Below are 25,083 nucleotides of genomic sequence, written 5' to 3'. Positions count from 1 at the left end.
GGTGCCGGGCGCGCATGCCCGGTTCCGGCCACTCCTGCTATAACCTTGGATCGAGTCCGAGGACCGCACTTTCTGCGAGACCGCAATGCCGCGCCACATCCGTTCTGCCTGGTTGAAAACGCTCGCCACCCTCGCCGCCCTGCTGATCGCGGCCGGCTTGCTGGGCCTGGCGGTCGGACATGTCTGGATGTGCATCGCCCTGGCCTCCATCGGCGCACTCGCCTGGCACTACTGGCGGCTGCGCCGGGTGTTGCGCGGGCTGACCGCGCGTCATCGCTGGGACATGGGCGACGGCACCGGCGTATGGAATGAGCTGGACCGCCTGCTCTACCGCAATCAATGGGAAATGCGCACGCGCAAGCGCCGGCTGCTCGACATGCTGCGCAGTTATCGCGCCGCCGCCGCCGCGTTGCCCGATGCCGTGGTGGTGGTGGACCGCAACAGCCAGCGCGTGCAGTGGTTCAACGAAGCGGCAACGTCGCTGCTGGGCCTGCACCATCCGGGCGATCTGGGCGAAGCGCTGGTCGAGCGCCTGCAGCCGATGCCGCTGGCGCACTGGCTGGCCGGCGGCCGCAACGCCGAGCCGATCCTGGATGTGCCCTCGCCGGTCGATCCGGCGATCCGCCTCAACCTGCGCCTGATCCCCTACTCGCCGGACTACTGGCTGCTGATCGCGCGTGACGTCAGCAAGCTGCTGCGGCTGGAACAGGTCCGCCGCGACTTCGTCGCCAACGTTTCGCACGAGCTGCGCACGCCACTGACGGTGGTGCATGGCTACCTGGACATGATGGACCCGGAGGATTTCCCCGGCACCGGCCCGATGCTGGAGGAGATGCGCAAGCAATCCCAGCGCATGGCGCAGCTGGTGGAAGACCTGCTCACCCTGTCGCGGCTGGAATCGCAGGAACATACCGAAGCCGAAGCCGTGGCGATGACCCCGATGCTGGCCACGCTGCGCCGCGAGGCCGAAGCGCACAGCCAGGGCCGTCACCAGATCAGCATCATCGATACCGCCGGGGTGGACCTGCAGGGTTCCAACAAGGAACTGCACAGCGCGTTCTCCAACCTGGTCACCAATGCCGTGCGCTACACGCCGGCCGGTGGCCGCGTGGAAGTGGAGTTCGCCTGCGAAGGGGATGGCGTAGTGCTGTCGGTGCGTGACACCGGCTACGGCATCCCGGCCAACCACCTGCCGCGCCTGACCGAACGCTTCTACCGCGTCTCCAGCAGCCGCTCGCGCGAGAGCGGCGGCACCGGGCTGGGCCTGTCGATCGTCAAGCACATTCTCGGCCTGCACCATGCCCGCCTGGAAATCCAGAGCGAGGTCGGCAAGGGCAGCACGTTCTCCTGCCATTTCGATGCCGACCAGGTGCGTGCGCGCACCGAGGTCGCCTCCCTTCCTTCAGCCGAAGACTTTTCCGCATGAGTACTCCTGTTCCCGTCGCCGTACCCGTGGACGGCGATCCGCTGCGCGACCCGGCGCTGTACATCAACCGTGAACTGTCGCAGCTGGATTTCAATTTCCGCGTGCTGGCCCAGGCCATGGACCCGCAGGTGCCGCTGCTGGAGCGCCTGCGCTTCATGTGCATTTCCTGCACCAACCTGGACGAATTCTTCGAGATCCGCGCGGCCGCCGTGCGCCATGCGCAGGAGTTCGGCCTGCCGCCGGCGCCAGACGGCATGACGCCGCAGGCGATCCTCAATGCGATCCACGACCGCGCCGCACAACTGGTGGACCAGCAGTACCGCTGCTGGAACGAGACCCTGCGCCCGGCACTGCATGACGCCGGCATCGACGTGCTTGGCCGGCACTCCTGGAATCACCGGCAGAAGCGCTGGCTGCGCGCGTATTTCCGCAACGAGATCATGCCGGTGCTGTCGCCGCTCGGCCTGGATCCGTCGCACCCGTTCCCCAAGATCCTCAACAAGTCGCTGAACATCGTGGTGGTGCTCAAGGGCACCGATGCCTTCGGCCGCGCCGGACATCTGGCGATCGTGCGAGCACCGCGCTCGCTGCCGCGCATCATCCAGCTGCCGGAGAAACTCGGCGGCCCGCAGACCTTCGTGTTCCTCTCCTCAGTGCTGTCGACCTTCGTCGATGAAATGTTCCCGGGCATGGAAGTCCAGGGCGCCTACCAGTTCCGCGTGACCCGCAATTCCGAGCTGGTGGTGGACGAGGAAGAAGTCGAAAACCTTGCGCTTGCGCTGCGCGATGAACTGGTCGACCGCGGCTACCGCCCGGCGGTGCGGCTGGAGATCGCGCAGGACTGCCCGCGCGACATCGTGCGTACCCTGCTGCAGAACTTCGGCCTGACCGAGAATGCGGTCTACCGGATCGACGGCCCGGTCAACCTCAACCGCGTGATCCAGCTGTACGACGTGATCCAGCGGCCGGAACTGAAGTACCCCTCGCTGAGCCCGCGCACCCTGCGCGACAGCGATGGCATCTTCGAGATCGTCGCGCGCCGGGATGTGCTGCTGCACCATCCCTTCGATGCGTTCACCGCCGTGCTGGATGTGATCAAGCAGGCCGCGGTCGACCCCAACGTGCTGGCGATCAAACAGACCCTGTACCGCACCGGCAAGGATTCGCTGATCGTCGATGCGCTGATCCAGGCCGCACGCAACGGCAAGGACGTCACCGTGGTGGTCGAACTGCGCGCGCGCTTCGACGAGGAAGCCAACCTTGGCCTCGCCGACCGCCTGCAGGAAGCCGGCGTGCAGGTCGTCTACGGCGTGGTCGGGTTCAAGACCCACGCCAAGATGCTGCTGATCGTGCGTCGCGAAGGCCGCAAACTGCGCCGTTACGTGCACCTGGGCACCGGCAACTACCACAGCGGCACCGCACGCGCGTACACCGACCTGAGCCTGATCACCGCCGATGCGGACATCGGCAACGATGTGCATCTGCTGTTCCAGCAGCTGTCCGGGCTGGCGCCGCGGATGAAGCTCAAGCGCCTGCTGCAGTCGCCCTTCACCCTGCACCCGGGCCTGCTGCAGCGGATCGAGCGCGAGACGCGGCTGGCGGCCAGTGGCCGCGCCGGGCGGATCATTGCCAAGATGAACGCCCTCAACGAACCGCAGATGATCCGCGCGCTGTATGCGGCCTCGCAGGCGGGCGTGCAGATCGACCTGATCGTGCGCGGCGCCTGCACCCTGCGCCCCGGCGTGCCCGGCGTCTCGGACAACATCCGGGTGCGCTCGATCGTCGGCCGCTTCCTGGAGCACAGCCGGGTCTACTGGTTTGGCAACGACGGCGCCTCGGAGCTGTTCTGCGCCAGCGCGGACTGGCTGGAGCGCAACCTGCTGCGCCGGGTCGAGACCTGCTTCCCCATCCTGGATCCGGAGCTGGCGCGCAAGGTCTACCGCGACGTGCTGCAGAACTACCTGGACGACAACCTCAACGCCTGGGAACTGCAGGCCGACGGCAGCTACATCAAGTGCACGCCGGGCCACGACGAGCCGCCGCACGCGGCGCAGATGGCCCTGCTGCAGGGTCTGTAGCCTGCGACCCCGCGTCGCATCCGCTGTGAAGGCGGTGCGGTGACGCGGGGGCCCTGCCTTCGGCTAACATTCGTCCATGCCGCATACCTCCACGACTCCGCCCGCTCTGCAGGATGGCGACCTGCTCGCCGCCATCGACCTGGGATCCAACAGTTTCCATATGGTCATCGCGCGATACACCCTCGGGCAGTTGCGGGTGGTCGACCGCCTGCGCGAGACCGTGCGCATGGCCGACGGTCTGGATGGCAAAGGTGGCCTGTCCGCCGAGGCCCGCCAGCGCGCGCTGGAATGCCTGGCCCGGTTCGGCCAGCGCATCCGTGCGATCCCCTCGGTGCGGGTCCGTGCCCTGGCCACCAACACGGTCCGGCAGCTGCGCTCGCCGCAGGCCTTCCTGATGCCGGCCGAAACCGCGCTGGGGCATGCGATTGAAGTGGTCAGTGGCCGCGAAGAGGCCCGCCTGATCTACCTGGGCGTGGCCCACGCGCAGCCGCCCAAGGCAGACCAGCGCCGGCTGGTGATCGACATCGGCGGCGGTTCCACGGAATTCATCATCGGCCAGGGCATGCAGACGCTAGAGCGCGAGAGCCTGCAGGCCGGCTGCATCGCCAGCACGCGGCGCTTCTTCCCCGGCGGCAAGCTGAGCAAGAAGCGCTGGAAGGACGCCCTGACCGAGATCGGCGCGGAATTCCAGCAGTTCGCCAACAAGTACCGCGCACTGGGCTGGCATGAAGCACTGGGCTCGTCGGGCACGCACAAGGCGATCAGCGAAATCTGCGCCACCATGAAACTGAGCAAGGGCGCGATCACCGCCGAAGCCTTGCCGCAGCTGCGCGATGAACTGCTCAAGGCCAAGCGCATCGAAGACATCAACCTGCCCGGCCTGTCCGCCGATCGCCGCCCGATCATCGCCGGCGGGATCCTGGTGCTGGAGGCGGCCTTCCAGGCGCTGGGGCTGCAGAAACTGCTGGTCAGCAAGGCGGCGATGCGCGAAGGCATCCTGTACGACATCCTCGGCCGCGCCAGCGAAAACGACCTGCGTGATGAGTCGGTCGCGGCACTGACCCAGCGTTACGGCATTGATACCGTGCAGGCCGATCGTGTGGAAAGCACGGCGATGAACCTGCTCGGCCAGGTCGAAGAGAGCTGGCAGCTGGACCCGGACGATGCCCGCATGCTCGGCTGGTCCGCGCGCCTGCATGAGCTTGGCCTGATGATCGCGCACAGCGGTTACCACGTGCACGGCAGCTACGTGCTGGAGAACTCGGACATCGCCGGCTTCTCACGGCAGGAACAGCAGTTGCTGGCCGCGCTGGTACGCAGCCATCGCCGCAACATTTCCAAGTCCGCCTTCGAGGCGCTGCCCGAGCGCCTGCTGCAGCCGGCACGGCGCATGACTGCGCTGCTGCGCCTGGCGGTGCTGCTCAACCGCGCGCACGAAGACACGCCGATGCCGGCACTGGAACTGACCGCCGATGACGCGCGCCTGTCGCTGATCCTGCCGCAGGCCTACATCGATGCACGTCCACTGCTGCGCGCGGATCTGATCGGGGAAACCGAGGGCATGGCAGGACTCGGTGTGCAGTTCCGCCCCTTCGTTGCCTGACGCTTTTTGCGCGCTTCCAAACGTGCACCTGCAGCAATTCATGGGCTGAATTCGCAGAACGCGTGACGCATGATGTATTTGTGAGAACGCCCTCACATGTTCTTCATGAGTACTTAACGAATCGATCTACTCTCGGGACACCGGCCTTCACACGGCTGGATTTTTGAGGAAGGCGGTACTTGGGTCCGCCGACTTCTTGGACGTCGTTCCGATTAGAGAGAGAGTCGATCATGTCTTCATCCATCACCCCGCTGGGGCAGGCGGTCCGCCTTGCCCTGGTTGCCGGCACCGCTGGCCTGGCCTCCACTGCCGCCCTTGCCCAGGACGCCACCCCGACCACGCTGGACCGCATCGAGATCACCGGGTCACGCATCCGCCAGGTCGATGTGGAATCGGCCCAGCCGGTGCTGTCGATCAGCCGCGCCGACATCGAGCGCCAGGGCTTCAGTTCTGTGGCCGACATTCTGCAGAACCTGACCGCCGTGGGCAGCCCCGCGATCAGCCGCTCCAACGTACTGGCCGCTGGCGAGAACGCCGGTGGCACCTACATCGACATGCGCAACCTGGGCGCACAGCGCACCCTGGTGCTGATCAACGGCAAGCGCCTGGGCATCAACACCGGCGGCTACCAGGACATCTCCAGCGTGCCGGTCTCGGCGATCGAACGCATGGAAGTGCTGAAAGACGGCGCGTCGGCGATCTACGGCTCCGACGCCATGGCCGGCGTGATCAACATCATCACCCGCAGCAACGTCGACGGCGTCACCGCCAATGTCTACCACGGCCAGTACAGCCAGGGCGATGGCGCGCGCAACAGCGTGGATGTCGTGGCCGGCTGGTCCAATGACCGCGCGTCGCTGACCTTCTCGGCCGAGCACACCGAAGAGAAGGGCGTCTGGGCACGCGATCGCTGGTTCAGCGAGTCCCAGAACACCAGCCGCCATCCCGGCGATGGCTGGACCCAGATCAGCCAGTGGGGCCAGATCAACGGCCTGAAAGGGCCCGGCTGTACCGCCGCGGCGGGCTGCAACTATTCGCTGGACCGCGGCACCGACCCGACCAACCCGGCCAACTACCATCTCAGCGACCTGACCCCGATCACCGGCGATGTCAGCAACGCGCAGGAACAGATGCACCTGATCTCGCCGCTCAAGCGCGATTCGCTGTTCCTGGATGGCCGGGTGGAGTTGACCGATGACATCCGCCTGACCACTCAGCTGGGTTACAACAAGCGCACGTCCACCCGCCAGATCGCCGGCTATCCGCTGCAGTCCTCCACCGCCGGCATCGGGCGGATGTCGGCCGACAGCTGGTTCAATCCGTTCGGCAATCACCATGGATATGAGAAACCCACCGACATCGCCTGGAATCGTCGCACCTGGGAAGTCCCCCGGGTCAGCACCAGCGACCTGACCACCTGGCGCGCCGTAGCGGCGCTGGAAGGCAGCTTCGAGGTGGGCGAGCGCTACTTCGATTGGGAAGTGGGCTACCAGTACAACCGCAGCGAACTGGTGCAGTCCGCCACCGGCAACCTCAACAAGGAACGCGTCAAGAACGCGGTCGGCCCGTCGTACTACAACGAGGCCACCGGCAAGGTGGAATGTGGCGTTCCGGGTGCGCCGATTGCCGGCTGCATCCCCTGGAACCCGCTGGCGCCCTACGGTAGCAACGATCCCAATGGGCTGACCGGCAACCCGGCGCTGATCGACTATCTGTTCCCACCCGAAGTTTCCCGCGGCAAAACCACCACCCGCAACGCCTTCGCCAGCATCGCCGGCACGGTGATGACGCTGCCGGCCGGCGACCTGGGCTTCGCCTTTGGCGTGGAAACCCGCAAGGAGGCCGGTGAGTTCATCCCCGATCCGCTGGCCCAGAGCGGCGCCACCACCAACCTGGCCGCTGGCCCGACCGGCGGCGACTACAAGGTCAACGAGGCCTACCTGGAGGTGAGCGTGCCGATCCTGGCCGACCTGCCGGGTGCGCGCGAGCTGAGCCTGAGCGCCGCCACCCGCCACTCGGACTACAGCACCTTCGGCGCCACCCTCAACAGCAAGTTCGGCTTCAAGTGGAAGCCGATCGAGCAGTTGCTGGTGCGTGGCACCTGGGCGCAGGGCTTCCGCGCGCCGACCATCTCTGATCTGTATGGTGGCGGTTCGGAAACCTTCACCACCGGTTACCGTGATCCCTGTGACACCGTCTACGGTGCGTCGGCCAGCAGTGCCGAGGTGCGCGCCCGCTGCGCCGCGGTCATCACCAATGCGGACACCTACCGCCAGCTGCGTCAGGGCGGCGTCCCGATCACCAGCAGCAGCGACCAGACCCCGGTGCCGTTCACCAACGGCTCCAACCCCGACCTGCAGCCGGAAACCTCGACCAGCCGCACCCTGGGCCTGGTCTGGAGCCCGTCCTTCGTGCCCAATCTCAACGTGGCACTGGACTGGTGGAAGATCCGCATCGACAACACCATCGTCAACGATCACCCCAACGACATGCTGCGCGACTGCTATGAGCTGGGCATCGCCTCGCGCTGCAACGACTTCACCCGCGATCCAGTCACCGGCATCGTGGACAATCTGAAGTACGGCAAGCGCAACTCCGGCTTCATGGAAACCGAAGGCTACGACCTGGAGCTCAGCCACCACCTGGATACCGGGTATGGCAAGTTCAGCACGGGGTGGACGACGACCTACGTGAGCTCCTACCTGTCGCGCACGACCAATGAGCTAGATGTGGTGCCCGAAACGAAAAATGGCATCGGCAGCGGCTTCCGCGTGCGCTCCAACCTGACCCTGGGCTGGGACCTGGAGAACTTCGGGGTGAGCTGGACCGCCCGCTACTACTCCGGCGTGAAGGAGCGCTGCATCAACGCCAAGACCCGGCCGGACGAATGCTCCGACCCGGGTGTGCAGGCGCCGTGGTATGCCGGCTCGCGCGACTACAACCGGCGCGGCTCGGTCACCTTCCACGACATACAGTTCCGTTACACCCTGCCGTGGGACGCCACCGTCTCGGTCGGCGCCAACAACGTGTTCGAGAAATACGGGCCGATCATGTACAGCCAGCCGAACTCGGCCTTCTCGTATTACGGCGGCTATGACATCGGCCGTTTCATGTACATGAAGTACCAGCAGCGCTTCTGATCGCCGCCGGGTAACACTGCTGATCGCCACGGCCCTTCGGGGCCGTGGCTTTTTTTTGCCGGCGCGCGCGTCATCCGGGCGTCATACGGCGGTCATGTCGGCTACATCGCCCGGCCCCAGCATGCGTGGCATACCGGAGGCCCGCCATGCGCTATGCCATCGTCACCGAAACCTATCCCCCGGAAGTCAACGGCGTCGCCTTGACCGTGCAGGGCCTGGAACTGGGCCTGCGTGCCGCCGGCCACCAGGTCGATCTGGTCCGGCCCCGGCAGCCGTGCGATGTCGATGCCGCCGAAGGCACCGTGCTGGTCAGCGGTGCCAGCCTGCCGCGCTACCCCGGCCTGCGCTTCGGTCTGCCCGCGCCGTCCCGCCTGAGCCGCCAGTGGCAGCAGCAGCGTCCGGACGCGATCTACATCGCCACCGAAGGTCCACTGGGCTGGTCGGCCCTGCGGACCGCACGGCGCCTCGGCATTCCGGTCGCGACCGGCTTCCATACCCGCTTCGACGAGTACCTGCCCGACTACGGCGTGGCCTGGCTGCAGGCAGCCGCACTGCGCTGGATGCGGCGCTTCCACAACCAGGCCGATGCCACCCTGGTGCCGACCCAGGAGCTGCAGCAATTCCTCGGCGAGCAGGGCTTCGACCGGGTCCGCCTGCTGGCGCGCGCGGTGGACAGCAGCCAGTTCGAGCCCGAGCGGCGCGACCCGGCGCTGCGCGAGGAATGGGGCATCGACGGTAACGGCTTCGCGGCGATCTACGTCGGCCGCATCGCGCCGGAGAAGAACCTCGGCCTGGCGGTCAAGGCCTTCCGGCGCCTGCAGCAGGTACGGCCGAAGGCGCGCTTCGTCTTCGTCGGCGATGGCCCAGCGCGCGCCAAGCTGGCCCACGACAACCCGGATTTCATCTTCTGCGGTGTGCAGCGCGGGGACGCGCTGGCGCGGCATTTCGCCAGCGGCGATCTGTTCCTTTTCCCCAGCCGCAGCGAAACCTTCGGCAACGTGACCCTTGAAGCCATGGCCAGTGGCCTGGCCACGGTCGCCTTCGACTACGGCGCCGCCCGCGAATACCTGCGTACCGATGAGAACGGCATCGCCGTGAATGACGACAGCGAATTTGTGACCGCCGCCGTGCAGCTGGCCGGCGACGATGCAGTGCGCCATCGGCTCGGCCGCAATGCCGCCACCGCGATGAAACGGCTGCATCCGCAGCACGTGGTCGCCGAGTTCGATGCCCTGCTTGCCGAACTGGCCCAGGCCCGGAGGCCGCATGCCGACCACGCCGCTTGACGCACTGCGCGGCCACGAAACCCGCTGGTGCCGCCGCGCCAACCACTATTGCCGGCACCGCCGGATCCGCCATGCCTTCGCGGTGATCAGCCGCCTGGGGGATGGCGCATTCTGGTACGCGCTGATGGGCGCGCTGGTGCTGCTGGACGGCTTCGACGGCCTGCGCGCTTCGTTGCACATGGCCGCCACCGGCTTGATGGCACTGCTGCTGTACAAGGGCCTCAAGCGCTGGACGCGACGCCCGCGGCCATTTGCCGCGGATCTGCGCATCCGGGCCTGGGTGGCGCCGCTGGACGAGTTCAGCTTCCCGTCCGGGCACACCCTGCACGCGGTGTCCTTCACGATCGTCGCGCTGGCCTACTACCCGTGGCTGGCCCCGGTGCTGGTGCCCTTCACCGTCCTGATCGGGCTGTCGCGGGTGGTGCTGGGCCTGCACTACCCCAGCGATGTGCTGGCCGCGACCGGGATCGCCGGTCTGCTGGCGGCTGCCAGTCTTCAATGGCTGCCGTTGCCGGTCTGAGAAACCGGCACGCGCGCATCGCGCACCTGCGTTTTACAATGCGTGCATGACCACGCTGTTCATCTCCGATCTGCACCTGGACCCGAGTCGTCCAGCCATCACCGACCTGTTCCTGGCGTTCCTGCGCGATGAAGCGATGCAGGCCGATGCCCTGTACATCCTGGGCGATCTGTTCGAAGCCTGGATCGGCGATGACACGCCCTCCCCGGCCGCCGATGCGGTCGCGATGGCGCTGCATGCCGTGGCCGATGCCGGCGTGCCGGTGTATTTCATCCGCGGCAACCGCGACTTCCTGGTCGGCGAGGACTACGCGCGGCGCGCCGGGTTCACGATCCTGCCCGACCCCAGCGTCATCGATCTGTACGGCCGCCCGGTGCTGCTGCAGCACGGCGACCTGCTGTGCACCGATGACATCGCCTACCAGCAGTTCCGCGCGCAGACCCGCGACCCGGTGTTCCAGGCGCAGTTCCTGTCGCAGCCGCTGGCCGCGCGCATCGCCTTCGCGCAGAAGGCGCGCGATGCCAGCCAGGCGCGCCAGTCGGAGATGAAGCAGGGTGACCGCGCCCAGTTCGAGACCGTCACCGATGTTGCCCCTGCAGAAGTGGACGCCACGTTTGGTCGCTACGGCGTGGACACCCTGATCCACGGCCATACCCACCGCCCCGCCATCCACGCCCTGCAGGTCAGCGGCCGCGACTGCACGCGCATCGTGCTCGGCGACTGGTACGAACAGGGTTCGGTACTGCGCGTCACGCCGGAAGGCTGGACGCTGGATTCGCTGGCGAACTGACCCCGCGGCGGCGTGGCGATGTCATGCCGCGCCCGCTGCAGAGACACGGACGGGATCCCGGAACGGCGCTCGACCGCATCCTGGTTCAGCCTTTTGGACTGTCCTGCAGCGCCGGATGCAGCCCGGTCGGCCAGACGCGCTGCAAGCGATCCCGTACCTGCCTGTCCAGTGCGACGGGCGCGGTCGGCTCGTCGAGCTGGAAGCCGAACATGCAGCCGGACAGAACCCCACCATAGCCGGCGGCCGTGCCGAACCCGATGACGCTGGACAAGTGGTGACCCGGGAAGGCCAGCCGGGTGGCCGGGCGCGGATCCGGATAGCCGCGGTCGCCCCCCACCTGTTCCGAACGGCTGCCATCGCCGTACTCCAGCGCGACGGTATCCACCGCGTACCCATTTCGGACCTGTACGGCGCGCACGTGACCGCGCTGCACGATGTCATCATGCTGGAAGACTGCCCCGCCACGCCCGCCCACGCGCACCGCGTCAACGCCGTCGGGGCCTTGGCCCGGACCGTACGACACCGTCAGACCATCCACGAACACGTAGCCCTGCAGGGTGATCCGGCGAATGGGCCCGGTCGGCGGTGCAGGCAGCACGATCCTGCTGGGCTCGGCCACGCTGTCATCGAAGTACGAGCCGATCAGCAGGCTGAACAGTTCGCGGTCCAGGTGCACCTTTACTTCCCCGGGGTACAGCCCCGTATCGAAAGAGGGCCAGCAATCGCGTGTATCGCCCAAGCTGCCCTGCAATTGGCTGCGCAGTGTGTAGACCGCCGCCAAGGGCTCGTTGCGATGCTCCCAGGCATCATGCGGATGCGCCTTGGCGGCCGCCTGCAGCTGCAGTTCCACCACATCGTCATAGTACTGCCCGTAATCGACGATGCTGGCCTGCAGCTGGTTCTGGTAATCGACGATCACCGCCGGCGGAAACTGGCGCAGGCGCCCCTGCTGGACGGCCTGGCGGAGCAGCCCCAGATGCATGTTCGCTACCGGCACGAACAGGGGCAGCAGGCGTGCTTCGTGTCCCTTCAGCATGAAGCCGGCGATGGAAGCGGAGAAGCTGACGTTCAGTGCATCGATGATGCTGCGGATGTGCTGCGCGTCCCCTGTCTCCAGTGCGGACAGGAACAACCGCGTCGCACGCGAGAATCCGGCCAGTGAGGCCTGCACCTGCAGATAGATCGCGTCGTCCAGCTTTTCATCGACAATCCGGTTGACCGCCTCGATGTACTGCCGCCATTGCGCGTCGTCGCTGTCGAACAGGTGGGCGGGAATGAACAGCCCGCCGAAGAACGACAGAATCCCGCCGACTTCAGGGACGGCCGCCAAGGCGGTCAGCGTGAGCTCCCTGAACGCTCCCCACCACCAGTCAGCATCGAAAGTGGCCGCAAGTGCGCCATCCAGATGCTGAGAGAAAGCGTGCCTGGGAAGGGCAAGCGCGGTGCCCCCCAGCGCCGCCAGGCCGAGGAAACGACGCCGGTTCAAGACCGGTGGGCGAAGCATCATGGGAAAGCCCGTTTGAGCGGAAACGGCCTGCAGAATAGGCACCGGTCGGCACGGCGAGGCAAACCTTGCGTTACGCGGGCCTGGTTATCAAAACAAAATGCCGATCACGACATCTCGATCATTGCTGCGTATTGAATTATCGTCATGCCGAAGGCGCCTCCCCGGCCATCCGGCCGGAGGATCGAGCGGACGCGGTGGATCCGATTCCACGGGTGCGAGCATGGCCGGACACAGGGGGATGTGCATGCGGACCGAGAACAGGCGCCAGCGATGAGCCCACCCGATCGCGCTCGCCTCGACAGCACGCTGCATATCGGCCTGTTCTTCGACGGCACCCGCAACAACGCCGACAACCTGCAGCGTGCCTCACGTCCGCCCGGCGCCACCACGCCCGCGCCGCGGCCGCCGGCCGTGGTCGCCGATGATGCCTCCCCGTACCAGAGCCGCTTGACCAGCAGTTACAGCAACGGCCTGACCAACATCGCGCGGCTGCACGCGATGTACCCGGACCATCGGCAGATGCCGCCCGCCGGCGACACGGTCGCAGTGTCGATCTACATCGAGGGCGTGGGCACGCGCACCGGCGAGGAAGACGACCTGCTGGGGCTGGCGTTCGGCATCGGCCGTACCGGCGTGCGCGCGAAACGACGCCGCGCGCTGGAGCAGTTGCTGCCCGAGGCGCTGCGCCAGCTCGCCCGCGCGCACCCGGGCCGCGTGCTCGGCAGCGTGCGGGTGGATCTGTTCGGCTACTCGCGTGGCGCGGCCAGCGCGCGCGACGCGGTGAACGTGCTCAACGCGCCCGGCGGCGCCGCGTGGCTGCGCGAACAGTTGCTGCGCTCGGGGTGGTCGCTGGCATCGGGATTTCCCGGCGCCGCGCGGCCGGTGCGCTTCGTCGGGCTGCTCGATACGGTGGTGGCGATCGGCCGCCAGCACCGCGATGAGATGCCCGCCGTGGCGCTGCCCGCCGGCTGTGCGGACACGGTGGTGCAGCTGGTCGCGCGCGATGAGCACCGCGAGCATTTCGCGCTGACCAGCGTGGCTCCCGAGCACGAAGAGATCGCCCTGCCAGGCGTGCACGCCAACATCGGCGGCGGCTACGACCAGCGCATCGAAGGGCCCAAGCTGCTCAGCCGGCCCCAGGGTCAGCTGCTGCGCGGTACCGGGCTGGCACCAGGCGAGGTACCGCCGCTGGCGCTGCTGCGCGCGAGCACGGTGTACCGCACCGCGCAGGCGACGTGCCGTCGCTGGCAGCGCGCGCTCGGCCTGGGCGATGACGCGATCTGGGTCGACGTCTGGCACCAGTGGCAGCCGCAGCGCATCGCCGGCAGCCGCAGCGTGCTGCCGCAACTCACGTTGCGTGCCTACGCGGCGGTGGTGCTGCGCCGGGAGATCGATGCGCGCTACCAGTTCATCGCCTTGCGGGTGCTGCACCAGCACGCCGCCGCAGCGGGCGTAGCCTGGACAACTTCGCCCGACCAGCTGCCTGCACTGGCGTTGCCGGCGGCGCTGCAGCCGATCGCGGCGCGACTGCTGGCGGGGCTGCCGCTGGACGCCGCGCAGGAGCTGCTGCTGCGCCAGCACTACCTGATGCAGTCGGCACATTGGAACTTCGATGCACTGGGTGATACCGCCCTGCTCTACGCCGCCGATGAAGGCACGCGGGAGCTGCCGTATCGGCCGGGGCCAGGCCTGTTCTACGTCAATCGACCGACCGAGAGCGGTCAGCGCGTGGTGCTGGCCAACACCTGACCGCGCAGCTCGGTCTGTTCGATCAGCTCGGCCAGTTCTTCCTCATCGAAGCCCGCCAGCAGGCGCGCTTCGAGATTGAACGGACCATAGAGGAAGCCACCGGCGTATTCCTTGAGCAGTGCCATGAAGCGCGGGCGCGGTTCGACGTTCTCGCGCGTGCAATACCAGCGGTACCAGCGCGAGCCGGCGGCCACGTGGGCCACCTCTTCGCGCAGGATGATCTCCAGCACATCGGCGGTGGCATGATCGCCCCCGGCGCGCAGCTTCACGATCATGCCCGGGGTGACATCCAGCCCGCGCGCTTCGAGCACGCGCGGCACCAGTGCCATCCGGGCGAGGCCGTCGTGCGCGGTTTTCTCGCACATTTCCCACAGGCCGTTGTGCGCGTCGAAATCGCCGTAGGCATAGCCGTTGGCCTGCAGCCGATCGTGCAGCAGCATGAAGTGGCGCGATTCGTCATCGGCCACGGCCACCCAATCGGCATGGAACGAGGTCGGCAGGCCGCGGAAGCGATACACCGCATCCCAGGCCAGGTCGATCGCGTTGAGTTCGATATGCGCGATGGCGTGCACGAAGGCGGCACGCCCTTCCACACTGCCCAGGCCACGCCGCGGCAGATCGCGCGGGTGGACCAGCGTGGGCTTGGCCGGACGGCCCGGCATCCGGATCGGCTCCGGTGCCGGCGCATCGGCCGGTGCCTTCAGGCGACCGGCGCGGAACTGCACGGCGTAGTGCTGGGTCAACGCGACCTTGCGCAACGGATCCGGTTCGGCCAGGCACTGCTGCGCGGCCTGCAGCAGATCGCCGGCCGCGCTGTCCAACACATCACTCATGCCCTGTCCTCAGGCGCGGCGCTTGTGCTTGGCATCGTCCGAACGCAGCTGCTGGATGCGCTCGAAATAGCCCGGCTCGATCCCGGTCGGGTAGACACCGTTGAAGCACGAGGAATCGAACGACTTCAGCTCCGGGTTGCCTTCGCTCACCGCCGCTTCCATGTCCTCGATGTCCTGGTAGATCAGCCAGTCGCAGCCCAGGTGCTTCTCGATTTCCTCAATGCTGCGGTTGTGCGCGACCAGCTCTTCGGCCGCCGGCATGTCGATGCCGTAGATGTTCGGGTAGCGTACCGGCGGCGCGGCGCTGGCCAGGTAGACCTTGCGGGCACCGGCGTCGCGCGCCATCTGCACGATCTGCTGGCTGGTGGTGCCGCGCACGATCGAGTCGTCCACCAGCAGCACCACGCGGTTGCGGAATTCCAGGTGGATCGGGTTGAGCTTGCGGCGCACCGACTTCACCCGCTCCCCCTGGCCCGGCATGATGAAGGTGCGGCCGATGTAGCGGTTCTTGATGAAGCCTTCGCGGTACTTCACGCCGAGCGTGTTGGAGATCTCCAGCGCGGCATCGCGCGAGGTATCCGGGATCGGAATGATGGTGTCGATGTCGTGGTCCGGGCGCAGGCGCAGGATCTTCTCGCCCAGCTTGATGCCCATGCGCATGCGCGCCTTGTGCACCGAGACGTTGTCGATCATCGAATCCGGGCGCGCGAAGTACACGTACTCGAAGATGCACGGGCTGTGCTCGACCGGCTCGGCGCAGACTTCGGAGAACAGCTCGCCGCGCGCGGTGATGACCAGCGCTTCACCCGGGCGCACGTCGCGCACGCGCTGGAAACCGAGCACGTCCAGTGCGGCCGATTCGGAGGCCACGATGTATTCGTCGCCCTCGGCGTGGGCGCGCTTGCCCAGCACCAGCGGACGGATGCCGTGCGGATCGCGGAAGGCGACCAGGCCCAGGCCCAGCACCACGCTGATCACCGCGTAGCCGCCCTTGACCCGGCGGTGCACGGCGGCCACGGCGCGGATCGCCGCTTCCGGGGTCAGCTGGCGCTGCGCGTCCAGTTCGAAGGCGAACACGTTCAGCAGTACTTCGCTGTCCGAATCGGTGTTGACGTTGCGGCGGTCCTGCTCGAACACCTGCTGGCGCAGAGCTTCGGTATTGATCAGGTTGCCGTTGTGGGCCAGCGCGATGCCGTACGGCGAGTTCACGTAGAACGGCTGCGCCTCGTCCATGCCTTCCGAACCGGCGGTGGGATAGCGCACATGCGCGATGCCGACGCGGCCTTCCAGCGTGGACATCCGCTTGGCATCGAACACATCGCGCACCAGGCCATTGGCCTTCTGCACGCGCAGGCGGGTGCCATCGGCGGTGGCGATGCCGGCCGCGTCCTGGCCACGATGCTGGAGGACGGTCAGGCCGTCATACAACTGCCCGGCGACGTTCTGGTTGCCGACGATTCCGACGATGCCACACATGGTGCGAGTTCTCCGCTGGGCTGCGCCCATCTACAGTGAAGGTGGCCGTGCCTGGCCGGGGGTACCGTTCCGTGCCGGAGCGGTGTCGTCCGGACGCGGGTGCGCCGGCTCGATATTGACTGGCAGTGTGGAAGCCGGCCCGCGCGCCGCAGCGTCGGCAGGTGCCCTCTCCCTCCCCTCGTCAACGGGACGCGGCCATCCGCGCCCTGCCACTACCTCGCCAAGGACGCCATTATCGCCTGTCGCGAGCGGCTTGCCCAAATCCATCGTTGGCAGTTGCGGCAGATTCACCTCCGGCAACGCCATCTCGGGCAGCTGCGCCTGCATCCAGCGCACGCCGGGCTGCAGCAGCGGCCGCACCTGCGAGGTCTGCCAGGCCGGCTCCTGCGGCAACGATGTGAAGGCGGCCAGCATCAACAGCACGCAGCCCAGGAAAGCCCCGCGGACCAGGCCGAGCGCGCCGCCCAGCAGGCGGTCGGCACCGGTGAGACAGGTGACCTTCACGGCCGCCTTGATCAGCATGCCGATCAGGCCCACCGCGATCATCACGATCAGGAACACGCCCAGGTAGCCGGCAACGTAGTGACCGGTGCCCGGTTCCAACGGGGCGGCCCACCAGTGCGCCGCATCGTTGCCGAACAGGAACGCAGCCCAGCCGGCCAGCAGCCAGGACAGCGTGCCGACCACGATGCCGACGAAGCCGCGCATCAGGCCCAGCAGGACCGAGGCGGCGATCAGGACCAGCAGGACGATGTCGATCATGCCGGCAGGCCGCGCGCGCGCGGCAGGCGCCGTCCAGCGGGTGCGGGGCGGCGCAGCTCAGGCATCAGGGATGCGGGCGGACCATGCCGGCCACACCGACCTTGGCGGCCACCTGGGCCTTGAGGTTCTCGGCATCGGCGCGGTTGGCGACCGGCCCGACGCGGACCCGGTTGAGGGTGCCCTTGTCGGTACGGACCTGCTCCACGAAGGCACTGAAGCCTGCGGCGCGGACCTTGTCGCGCAGCGCGTTGGCTTCGGCCGCCTGGCCGAAGGCACCCAGCTGCACGGCGAAGCCGACGCTGCTGGCGGCCGGCGCGGCCGGGGCGGTCACGGGTGCAGCAGCGGCGGTGTCGGGCTTTGGGGCCGGCGCCGGCTTGGGCTCCGGCTTGGGCGCGGCCGGCTTCGGTTCCGGCTTGGCGGCCGCGACCGGCTCGGCCGGCAGCGATTCGGTTTTCACCGTGTTGCCCGACGGCGCCGCGGCAGCACTGGAGGCCGCCGGTGCAGCCGAGGGGCTCGGTGCGGTGGCGGCCGGGGTGGCGGCAACCGCGGTATCGGCGCGGGCATCCAGGGTGATGACCTCGGCCTTGACGTCGTTGCGCACCTTCACCGCCTGCAGGCGGCCGGCTTCGGCCAGCGCACGATCAGCGTAAGGGCCGACACGCACGCGCCAGGCCTGGCGGCCGTTGATGGTGGCCGGCTCGCGGAAGCCCGCCAACTGGGCGCTCTTCAGCGAGGCGATGACGCGGTCGGCATCGGCTTCGCTGGCGTAGGCGCCAAAGCTCACGGCGTAGTTGCCGGCGGCGACAGCCGGCGAGGTATCGGCCGGGGCCGGATCGGCGGCGACGGCAGCGCTGTCGGCCAGCGGCTGGGTGGTCGATGCGCCGCTCTGCAGGCCGGTGGCACCACCGGTCGGTGCGACCAGCGGCAGCTCTCGGGTTTCGAACTGGCCATCCGATGGCGCGGCCGGTGCACTGATCGGCACGTTGGCGACACCACTATCAGGTGCGGGACCCTTGACCAGCATGGGCAGGAAAATCACGGCCAACGCCACCAGGACGATGGCACCAATCAGTCGCTGTTTCAGAGGAGTATCCACGTGAAGGCAGGCAGGCGGCGCGGCGGAATGCCACGGCGATTATACGGGTGCGCGCGTGTGCGGCGGCTGATGCGGCTGAACGGCGCTGCAAAGCCCTCTTCAGACGCGGGGGTCGAGCATCTGCAGCGCCTGCGCGGCGGTGTGGAAGGAGCCGAACACCAGCACGCGGTCACCGGCCTTGGCCTGCGTCAGGGCATGCTGCAGGGCGTCCACGACGCTGGCGTGTGGCGTAGCGGCGGCGGCAGCCGTACCGGCCAGACGTGCCTGCAGTTCCCCGGCGCTCTGGGCGCGTGCGCCCTCCAGGCCGGCCAGATGCCACTGCTGGACCTGGTCGGCCAGGGCGTCGACCACCCCGGCGGCATCCTTGTCCTGCAGCGCGGCGAACACCGCGATGGTGTCGCCCGTGACGCGACTGGCCTTCAGTGCGGTGGCCAGTTCGCGCGCGGCCTGCGGGTTGTGACCAACGTCGACCAGCACCTCCACGCCGTCGTGGTCAAAGGCCTGCAGGCGGCCGCGGATGCGCGCGGCGGCGACGCCTTCGATGAAGGCGGTGCGCGGCAGCGGACGATCCAGCGCGCGCAGCGCGGCGATCGCGGTGGCGGCATTGGCGCGTTGGATCGGGCCACGCAGCGCCGGCTGCGGCAGTTCGATGCGGAAGCCGACGTCGCGCCAGCGCCAACGTTCGCCATCGATGGCCTCGGCAAAGAAATCACTGCCGCCCCGGATGGCATTGGCACCGACCAGGTAAGCGCGCGCGAGCACGCTCGAAGGCGGATCGATTTCGCCCAGGATGACCGGCTTCCAGCCCCGGATGATGCCGGCCTTCTCGGTGCCGATCGCTTCGCGATCCTCGCCCAGCCAGTCGCTGTGATCGATGTCCACCGTGGTGATCACCGCAACGTCGCCGTCGACGATGTTGACCGCGTCCAGGCGCCCGCCGAGGCCGACCTCCAGCACGGCCAGATCCAGACCGGCCTGCGCGAACAGCTGCAGCGCGGCCAGGGTGCCGTATTCGAAATAGGTCAGCGTGGTGTCGCCACGCGCGTCTTCGATGGCGTTGAAGACGGCCATGAGTGCTTCATCGCTGGCGTCCTGGCCGTCGATGCGCACGCGCTCGTTGTAGCGCAGCAGGTGCGGGGAGGTATACGCGCCGACCTTCCAGCCCGCCGCACGGGCGATCGCCTCGATGAAGGCCACCGTGGAGCCCTTGCCGTTGGTGCCCCCCACCACGATGCTGCGCTCGGCCGGTGCGCCCAGCCCCATCGCCTGCGCCACGGTACGCACCCGGTCCAGCCCCATGTCGATGGTGGCGGGGTGCTGCTGCTCGATGTAGCCGAGCCAATCGGAGAGGGTCTGCGGGCGGGCGATGGTGGTCATGGGCGTTGGATCGGAATCATTGGGGCGGACGGCAGGATGGGACGCAGTGCGTTACAGCGCGCGGTGCTTGGCTTCGCCGAAGAACGGGGTGTGGTGGGCACAGTCGTTGAGGCGGACCAGTTCGAGCTGATCCAGGTCGGGGCCTTCGAGCAGGTTGAGGGTGGTCGGGGCCTGGCGGAAGGTCCACAGCCGCGAGATCGGCAGCCCGAGGATGCGGCACAGGATCACGCGGTTGACGGCGTCATGGGCGACCACCAGCAGGGTGTCGTGCTCGCCCAGGCCTTCGGCAGCGCGGGCCAGGCCACGCCAGCTGCGCTCGAGCACCAGCCGCAGCGATTCGCCGCCGGGCATCAGCACGGTGTCCGGCTCTTCGCGCCAGGCGCGCAGGCGGGAGGGATCCTTCTCGTGGATTTCGCTGGCCAGCAGGCCTTCCCACTCGCCGTGGGCGATTTCCTGCAGGTCCGGTTCGGTCAGCAGCATCGGGGCGCGTTCGGCACCGAGGGCGAGCTGGGCGGTGAGCTGGGCGCGCGCGAGCGGTGAGGCGACGGCGCGGGTGATGTCGACGGACTTCAGACGTTCCCCGAGTGCCTTGGCCTGGGCTTCGCCGATCGGCGACAACGGGATATCGATCTGGCCTTGGTAGCGGCCTTCGGCGTTCCACGGCGTTTCGCCGTGACGGGCAAGCAGGATGCGCATGCGGACAAGGGGTCCTTGGGGGGAGGAGGTTCCGGCGTTTCGTTCACGTCCTGTGAAACCACGCCGAACAGGGATCATACCCGGTCACGGCGGTGAAGCTGTGCGGCTGCTTGCTGTTCGTGGTCTGCTCGCTCGGCGACTTGCTGACGGATGGCTCCTAGAGCCTGGCGCCCGACTGGTCAGCGCCGGCTGAGGCCGGCAGCCTCTGGCAGGACGCGCCGTGAACCCATCCCTGCCCGGCGCGCTCCCACGGGGGAAAACAAGACGCCACGCGGTTGACTTGAAGCCGACCCCAAAAAAAACCCCGCAGATTTCGCTGCGGGGTTATCGAAACCGACGTGTCGGTTTACTTGCTGAGGTTCAGTTCTTTCAGCAACTGCGGCGCCGGCGCCACTTCCTGCATGATCCACTGCATGTAACGGCTGTCGACCGCGATCATGCGGGTCATCACCGGATCGAACACCCAGTTCGAGCTCACCGACTCCCAGTTGCCATCGAAGGCCAGGCCGACCAGCTTGCCGTTGGCATCGAGCACCGGCGAACCGGAATTGCCGCCGGTGATGTCCAGGTTGGACAGGAAGTTCACCGGCACCGAGCCGATGCGCTTGTCTTCCAGACCGCCGTAACGCTTGGCCTTGACCGCCTCCAGCAGTGCCTTGGGCGAATCGAACGGGTCTTCGCCGGTTTCCTTCGCCGCCACCCCTTCCAGGGTGGTGAACGGGGTGTAGTTCACGCCGTCCTTGCCGTAGCCCATGACGTTGCCGAAGGTGATGCGCAGCGACAGGTTGGCGTCCGGATAGACGAACTCGCCCTTGCTCTTTTTGTAGTCGGCCACGGCCTGCAGGTACAGCGGACGCGACACCAGCGACTCGCCTTCGCGGGTCTTCTTCTGCTCTTCCTGCTGCAGCAGCGCAGGCATCACCGCCACCGCGTACTGGATCGCCGGATCGGTGCTGGCCTCGAAGGCGGCGCGATCGGCCTTGAACCACTTCAGGCGCTCATCCAGGCTGCCCAGCTTGGTGCCCGAGAGCTTGCCGACCAGGCCCTGCACGGCCGCCGCATCGCTGCCCGCCAGCCACTGGTTGAGCACCTCGTTGCTGCGCTGCGCGGCCGGCAGGGCCACGTACTGGCTCAGCCAGTAGGTCTGCAGCTGCTGGTCCATGCGCGGCACGTAACGGCGGTCCATCTGCTTCAGGCCGCCTTCGATCGAGGGCAGATCGCGTTCCTGGTAGCCGACTTCGCGCTCGGCATCGGCCTTGCTGCGTTCGATCGACAGGCGATACAGAGTGATCGCCGAGCCCACTGCGGACGTACTGTTGAACTGGCTGACGAACAGGTCGCGCTCACGCGTGGTCTTGCTGGTGTCCAGGTGCTGGACCAGCTGCGCATGCGCAGCCAGGGCCGGCTTGCCGGCGGCACCGCGCTTCTTCAGCCAGGCCAGCACGGCGGCTTCTTCGGCCTGCTTCTGGCCGGCTGCGTCGATACGTTTGAAACCTTCCAGCTGGCCGGCATAGTTCTTGGCCACGTTGTTCATGCTGGCCGCAGTGGCGGCGTACTTCACCTTGACGTCGGGGTCGGCCTTGCCGGCCTCGTCGATCATCTTCAGCACCGCGTTGTAGTGGCGCGCGATGGTCGGGTAGGTCCAGCTGGCGGTTTCATTGAACTCGCCGGCCAAGGCGTAGCGGTTGGTGCGGCCCGGGTAGCCGGCCACCATCACGAAGTCGTCGGCGCCCAGCGGCTGGTCGGCGAACTTCAGGAAGTGCTTGGGCTGGTAAGGCACGTTGTCGGCCGAGAAGGCGGCCGGCTTGCCGTCCTTGCCCACGTAGGCGCGGTAGAACGAGAAATCGCCGGTGTGGCGCGGCCACATCCAGTTGTCGATGTCGCCGCCGAACTTGCCGACGCTGCCCGGGGGCGCGTAGACCAGGCGCACGTCCTTGATTTCCATGTTGCGGAACAGGCGGTAGGTGTTGCCACCGGAGAAGCTGTACAGGCGGCAGCGGAAGCCGGCATCGGCTTCACAGGCGGCCGTCTGGGCCTTGTCGAAGGCGTCCAGCGCGCGGGTCCGGGCCAGCGGGTTCTTGCCGGCGGCGGCGATGGCGGCCTTGGCCTGGTCGGTGACGTCGGTGATCTGGTCCAGCACGAACACGCGGGCGTTCGGGCCGGCGCTCAGTTCATCTTTCAGGGTCGGGGCGTTGAAGCCATCCTTGATCAGGTTCTTCTCGGCGGTCGAGTTCAGCTGGATCGCGCCATAGGCGCAGTGGTGGTTGGTGACCACCAGGCCTTGCGGGGAGACGAAGCTGGCGGTGCAGCCGCCCAATGCCACGACCGCACCCATCGGGTCGCCGGTCAGGTTGGAGATCTGCTCCGGGGACAGCTTCAGGCCGGCCTGCTTGAGCGGGCCGGCGATTTCCGGCAGCTGCTGCGGCACCCACATGCCTTCAGCGGCATGGGCGACCTGGACCAGCCCAAGGCTGGCGACGACGGAGAAGGCAAGCAGGTTCGAGCGCATTGAGCAGCCCCTGGTGAAAGAACCGCCGAGTGTAGCCCAGCCCCTGCCCCAGCCCGATCCCCGGAAGTCATGGGCCGGGCCATGCCGCCGTCCGCCGGGCATGGCCCGGCGAGCGCAGCGGCGCCGTTCGAAACGCCCCTGCACGCCCGCCTTTCGTTCCGCCAGCGCACCCGCAGCGCAACATGGGAATTCCGCGCAGCCCTCTATAATCCGCGTTTTCCCCCAGACGAGTTCCACCCCGATGGCGCAGCAAACAATGAAGGCCCTGGTCAAACGCGAAGCCGCCAAGGGCATCTGGCTGGAAGAGGTTCCGGTCCCCACCCCCGGCCCGAACCAGGTCCTGATCAAGCTGGAAAAGACCGCCATCTGCGGTACCGACCTGCACATCTATCTGTGGGACGAGTGGAGCCAGCGCACGATCAAGCCGGGCCTGACCATCGGCCACGAGTTCGTCGGCCGCATCGCCGAGATCGGCCCGGGCGTAACCGGCTATGAGATCGGCCAGCGCGTCTCTGCCGAAGGCCACATCGTCTGCGGCCATTGCCGCAATTGCCGCGGTGGCCGCCAGCACCTGTGCCCGAACACCGTGGGCATCGGCGTGAACGTCAACGGCGCCTTCGCCGAATACATGGTGATGCCGGCGAGCAACCTGTGGCCGATCCCTGACCAGATCCCGTCCGAGCTGGCCGCCTTCTTCGATCCATACGGCAACGCCGCGCACTGCGCGCTGGAGTTCAACGTGATCGGCGAGGACGTTCTGATCACCGGCGCCGGCCCGATCGGCATCATCGCCGCGGGCATCTGCAAGCACATCGGTGCGCGCAACGTGGTGGTCACCGACGTCAACGATTTCCGCCTGAAGCTGGCCGCCGACATGGGCGCCACCCGCGTGGTCAACGTGTCCAACACCTCGCTCAAGGACGTGATGAAGGAACTGCACATGGAGGGCTTCGATGTGGGCCTGGAAATGAGCGGCAACCCGCGCGCGTTCAACGACATGCTCGACTGCATGTACCACGGCGGCAAGATCGCCATGCTCGGCATCATGCCCAAGGGCGCTGGCTGCGACTGGGACAAGATCATCTTCAAGGGCCTGACCGTGCAGGGCATCTACGGCCGCAAGATGTACGAGACCTGGTACAAGATGACCCAGCTGGTGCTGTCCGGCTTCCCGCTGGGCAAGGTGATGACCCACCAGCTGCCGATCGATGAGTTCCAGAAGGGCTTCGACCTGATGGAACAGGGCAAGGCCGGCAAGGTGGTGTTGAGCTGGAACTGATCTGCTGTGCCTTCGGCACAGGTGATCAACGGACCATTCCACCTTCTCCCCGCGCCGTTGGCGCGCCCCTTGAACAACAGGGGGTGGTTCTCCAGCAAGGGTGCCGGTGTGAGGCCAGCATTGAAAAGGCGCCCATCCGGGCGCCTTTTTTGTTCGCGAGGTGGCCGGCGGTGCGCGGTGCCGGCCAGTGGCCGGCTACTTGCCCACTGCCACGGTGAACACCACGCGGTTGTCGGCCAGCTTGCCGGAGTTGTCGCGGCCGTTGCCGTCGGTGCCGTAGTAGCCCAGGCCCAGGTTGAACAGGCCGAGCTGGCGGCTCACGCCGACATTCCAGTCGGTGTAATCCTTGGAAATGCCTTCCTCGAAGGTGCTGCGGCCGACGTTCGCGCTCAGGGTGAACTCCTGCGGCAGTGCCCACTCGCCGCCCACGGCGTAGTACCACGCATCGGTGCCCGAATTGAACACGTCGTTGGTGTAGGTCACGGTCAGGCTGTACTGCTTGGCGAACGTGGTCTTGGTGATGAACTCGTTATAGGCCAGCTCGCTGGAGCCCGGGTAGGTGTAGCGATTGAGCAGCAGGTCCAGGTTGACGTTGTCGGTCACGTCGAAGGCGTAGCCGATCAGGTAGTCGACCTCGGCATCCGGGCCGCCATCGCCGAAGTCCACACCCGAGCCCCAGACACCGGCGTACAGGCCGACCGGCGAGGTATAGGTGAAACCGGCCTGGATCGTCGGATCCTCGTCGGTCTGGGACACACCACGGAACACGTAGTCCGAGACGCCGGTGACGTTCCAGCTGAAGGGAGAGGCGGCCTCGTCCTGGGCACTGGCGGCGAACGGGGCAAGCAGGGCGGCGCAGAGCACAACGGCGGCGGTACAGCGCGTGGCGTGGTTCATGCGGGGTCTCTCCAGACGTGGGGGTGGGCGGAACGGCGCGGTTTACAGTTTTTTAACCT

At 67.3% G+C, this 25,083-nt stretch carries 18 protein-coding genes; 9 read left to right on the top strand and 9 right to left on the bottom strand.

Going from position 1 to position 25,083, the window contains the following annotated elements:
* The first annotated feature begins 85 nt into the window (after positions 1–85).
* The 7 genes from phoR to lpxH all read left to right on the top strand — a co-directional run bounded on the left by phoR (position 86) and on the right by lpxH (position 10,843).
* A complete protein-coding gene (phoR, locus tag ACTT2I_RS02485) occupies positions 86–1,426 on the top strand; it encodes a phosphate regulon sensor histidine kinase PhoR (protein WP_421100449.1) in 1,341 nt (446 codons plus the stop codon).
* Positions 1,423–3,504, top strand: a complete 2,082-nt coding sequence (gene ppk1 / locus ACTT2I_RS02480; RefSeq protein WP_088435178.1) for a polyphosphate kinase 1 — start codon at positions 1,423–1,425, stop codon at positions 3,502–3,504. The genes phoR and ppk1 overlap by 4 nt, the downstream gene beginning before the upstream one ends.
* 76 nt (positions 3,505–3,580) lie before the next feature.
* Positions 3,581–5,107, top strand: a complete 1,527-nt coding sequence (gene ppx, locus ACTT2I_RS02475) for an exopolyphosphatase (protein ID WP_088435179.1) — start codon at positions 3,581–3,583, stop codon at positions 5,105–5,107.
* 230 nt (positions 5,108–5,337) lie between these two features.
* The gene (locus ACTT2I_RS02470; RefSeq protein WP_421100448.1) at positions 5,338–8,247 is read left to right on the top strand and encodes a TonB-dependent receptor plug domain-containing protein; all 2,910 of its coding nucleotides are present in this window, start codon (positions 5,338–5,340) and stop codon (positions 8,245–8,247) included.
* Between the two features lie 146 nt (positions 8,248–8,393).
* On the top strand, positions 8,394–9,533 hold the full coding sequence (locus tag ACTT2I_RS02465; RefSeq protein ID WP_088435181.1) for a glycosyltransferase family 4 protein: 1,140 nt from the start codon (positions 8,394–8,396) through the stop codon (positions 9,531–9,533).
* The gene (locus tag ACTT2I_RS02460; RefSeq protein WP_088435182.1) at positions 9,514–10,053 is read left to right on the top strand and encodes a phosphatase PAP2 family protein; all 540 of its coding nucleotides are present in this window, start codon (positions 9,514–9,516) and stop codon (positions 10,051–10,053) included. The genes ACTT2I_RS02465 and ACTT2I_RS02460 overlap by 20 nt, the downstream gene beginning before the upstream one ends.
* A 46-nt stretch (positions 10,054–10,099) precedes the next feature.
* A complete protein-coding gene (gene lpxH / locus ACTT2I_RS02455) occupies positions 10,100–10,843 on the top strand; it encodes a UDP-2,3-diacylglucosamine diphosphatase (RefSeq protein WP_088435183.1) in 744 nt (247 codons plus the stop codon).
* An 85-nt stretch (positions 10,844–10,928) separates the two neighbouring features.
* Here the strand turns inward: lpxH and ACTT2I_RS02450 are convergent, their stop codons facing one another.
* Positions 10,929–12,173: an insecticidal delta-endotoxin Cry8Ea1 family protein gene (locus tag ACTT2I_RS02450; RefSeq protein WP_443096775.1), complete on the bottom strand. Its 1,245-nt coding sequence runs from the start codon at positions 12,171–12,173 to the stop codon at positions 10,929–10,931.
* A 447-nt stretch (positions 12,174–12,620) separates the two neighbouring features.
* Here ACTT2I_RS02450 and ACTT2I_RS02445 point away from each other — a divergent pair, with 447 nt between their 5' ends.
* Positions 12,621–14,099 (top strand): phospholipase effector Tle1 domain-containing protein, encoded by a 1,479-nt coding sequence (locus tag ACTT2I_RS02445; RefSeq protein WP_421100446.1) that lies wholly within the window; start codon positions 12,621–12,623, stop codon positions 14,097–14,099.
* Here ACTT2I_RS02445 and ACTT2I_RS02440 read toward each other — a convergent pair.
* From ACTT2I_RS02440 to ACTT2I_RS02410, 7 genes are all read right to left on the bottom strand, one after another.
* On the bottom strand, positions 14,072–14,932 hold the full coding sequence (locus tag ACTT2I_RS02440) for a ferritin-like domain-containing protein (RefSeq protein ID WP_421100445.1): 861 nt from the start codon (positions 14,930–14,932) through the stop codon (positions 14,072–14,074). The two genes, ACTT2I_RS02445 and ACTT2I_RS02440, sit on opposite strands and share 28 nt — an antisense overlap.
* 9 nt (positions 14,933–14,941) lie before the next feature.
* Positions 14,942–16,408: an amidophosphoribosyltransferase gene (gene purF / locus ACTT2I_RS02435; RefSeq protein WP_019185825.1), complete on the bottom strand. Its 1,467-nt coding sequence runs from the start codon at positions 16,406–16,408 to the stop codon at positions 14,942–14,944.
* A 30-nt stretch (positions 16,409–16,438) separates the two neighbouring features.
* Positions 16,439–17,170 (bottom strand): CvpA family protein, encoded by a 732-nt coding sequence (locus ACTT2I_RS02430; protein WP_421100444.1) that lies wholly within the window; start codon positions 17,168–17,170, stop codon positions 16,439–16,441.
* Positions 17,171–17,234: 64 nt separating this feature from the next.
* On the bottom strand, positions 17,235–18,266 hold the full coding sequence (locus ACTT2I_RS02425; RefSeq protein WP_293980581.1) for an SPOR domain-containing protein: 1,032 nt from the start codon (positions 18,264–18,266) through the stop codon (positions 17,235–17,237).
* A 99-nt stretch (positions 18,267–18,365) separates the two neighbouring features.
* Positions 18,366–19,643, bottom strand: coding sequence for a bifunctional tetrahydrofolate synthase/dihydrofolate synthase (gene folC / locus ACTT2I_RS02420; protein ID WP_421100443.1), 1,278 nt, complete (start codon positions 19,641–19,643; stop codon positions 18,366–18,368).
* 51 nt (positions 19,644–19,694) lie between these two features.
* Positions 19,695–20,339: a histidine phosphatase family protein gene (locus tag ACTT2I_RS02415; RefSeq protein ID WP_088435190.1), complete on the bottom strand. Its 645-nt coding sequence runs from the start codon at positions 20,337–20,339 to the stop codon at positions 19,695–19,697.
* 346 nt (positions 20,340–20,685) lie between these two features.
* A complete protein-coding gene (locus ACTT2I_RS02410; protein ID WP_088435191.1) occupies positions 20,686–22,848 on the bottom strand; it encodes a S46 family peptidase in 2,163 nt (720 codons plus the stop codon).
* Positions 22,849–23,104: 256 nt separating this feature from the next.
* Here ACTT2I_RS02410 and tdh point away from each other — a divergent pair, with 256 nt between their 5' ends.
* Complete coding sequence (tdh, locus tag ACTT2I_RS02405; protein WP_026070190.1) at positions 23,105–24,127, top strand: L-threonine 3-dehydrogenase; 1,023 nt, start codon at positions 23,105–23,107, stop codon at positions 24,125–24,127.
* Positions 24,128–24,322: 195 nt separating this feature from the next.
* Here the strand turns inward: tdh and ACTT2I_RS02400 are convergent, their stop codons facing one another.
* Positions 24,323–25,024: a TorF family putative porin gene (locus tag ACTT2I_RS02400; protein WP_421100442.1), complete on the bottom strand. Its 702-nt coding sequence runs from the start codon at positions 25,022–25,024 to the stop codon at positions 24,323–24,325.
* Between the last annotated feature and the right edge of the window lie 59 nt (positions 25,025–25,083).

Origin of the sequence: Stenotrophomonas sp. PUT21, assembly GCF_052232875.1 — a bacterium.
In the GTDB taxonomy this organism is placed as follows: Bacteria; Pseudomonadota; Gammaproteobacteria; order Xanthomonadales; family Xanthomonadaceae; genus Stenotrophomonas; species Stenotrophomonas maltophilia_N.
The sequence above is the reverse complement of the archived record's forward strand: the minus strand, read 5'-3'. Positions and strand labels throughout refer to the sequence as shown.

Coding starts and splice junctions, on each gene's coding strand:
- ACTT2I_RS02445 (WP_421100446.1), top strand. CDS start 12,621: ATGAGCCCACCCGATCGCGCTCGCCTCGACAGCACGCTGCATATCGGC.
- phoR (WP_421100449.1), top strand. CDS start 86: ATGCCGCGCCACATCCGTTCTGCCTGGTTGAAAACGCTCGCCACCCTC.
- ACTT2I_RS02470 (WP_421100448.1), top strand. CDS start 5,338: ATGTCTTCATCCATCACCCCGCTGGGGCAGGCGGTCCGCCTTGCCCTG.
- purF (WP_019185825.1), bottom strand. CDS start 16,408: ATGTGTGGCATCGTCGGAATCGTCGGCAACCAGAACGTCGCCGGGCAG.
- ACTT2I_RS02415 (WP_088435190.1), bottom strand. CDS start 20,339: ATGCGCATCCTGCTTGCCCGTCACGGCGAAACGCCGTGGAACGCCGAA.
- lpxH (WP_088435183.1), top strand. CDS start 10,100: ATGACCACGCTGTTCATCTCCGATCTGCACCTGGACCCGAGTCGTCCA.
- ACTT2I_RS02465 (WP_088435181.1), top strand. CDS start 8,394: ATGCGCTATGCCATCGTCACCGAAACCTATCCCCCGGAAGTCAACGGC.
- ppk1 (WP_088435178.1), top strand. CDS start 1,423: ATGAGTACTCCTGTTCCCGTCGCCGTACCCGTGGACGGCGATCCGCTG.
- ACTT2I_RS02440 (WP_421100445.1), bottom strand. CDS start 14,932: ATGAGTGATGTGTTGGACAGCGCGGCCGGCGATCTGCTGCAGGCCGCG.
- ACTT2I_RS02430 (WP_421100444.1), bottom strand. CDS start 17,170: ATGATCGACATCGTCCTGCTGGTCCTGATCGCCGCCTCGGTCCTGCTG.
- ACTT2I_RS02410 (WP_088435191.1), bottom strand. CDS start 22,848: ATGCGCTCGAACCTGCTTGCCTTCTCCGTCGTCGCCAGCCTTGGGCTG.
- folC (WP_421100443.1), bottom strand. CDS start 19,643: ATGACCACCATCGCCCGCCCGCAGACCCTCTCCGATTGGCTCGGCTAC.
- ACTT2I_RS02400 (WP_421100442.1), bottom strand. CDS start 25,024: ATGAACCACGCCACGCGCTGTACCGCCGCCGTTGTGCTCTGCGCCGCC.
- ACTT2I_RS02460 (WP_088435182.1), top strand. CDS start 9,514: ATGCCGACCACGCCGCTTGACGCACTGCGCGGCCACGAAACCCGCTGG.
- ppx (WP_088435179.1), top strand. CDS start 3,581: ATGCCGCATACCTCCACGACTCCGCCCGCTCTGCAGGATGGCGACCTG.
- tdh (WP_026070190.1), top strand. CDS start 23,105: ATGAAGGCCCTGGTCAAACGCGAAGCCGCCAAGGGCATCTGGCTGGAA.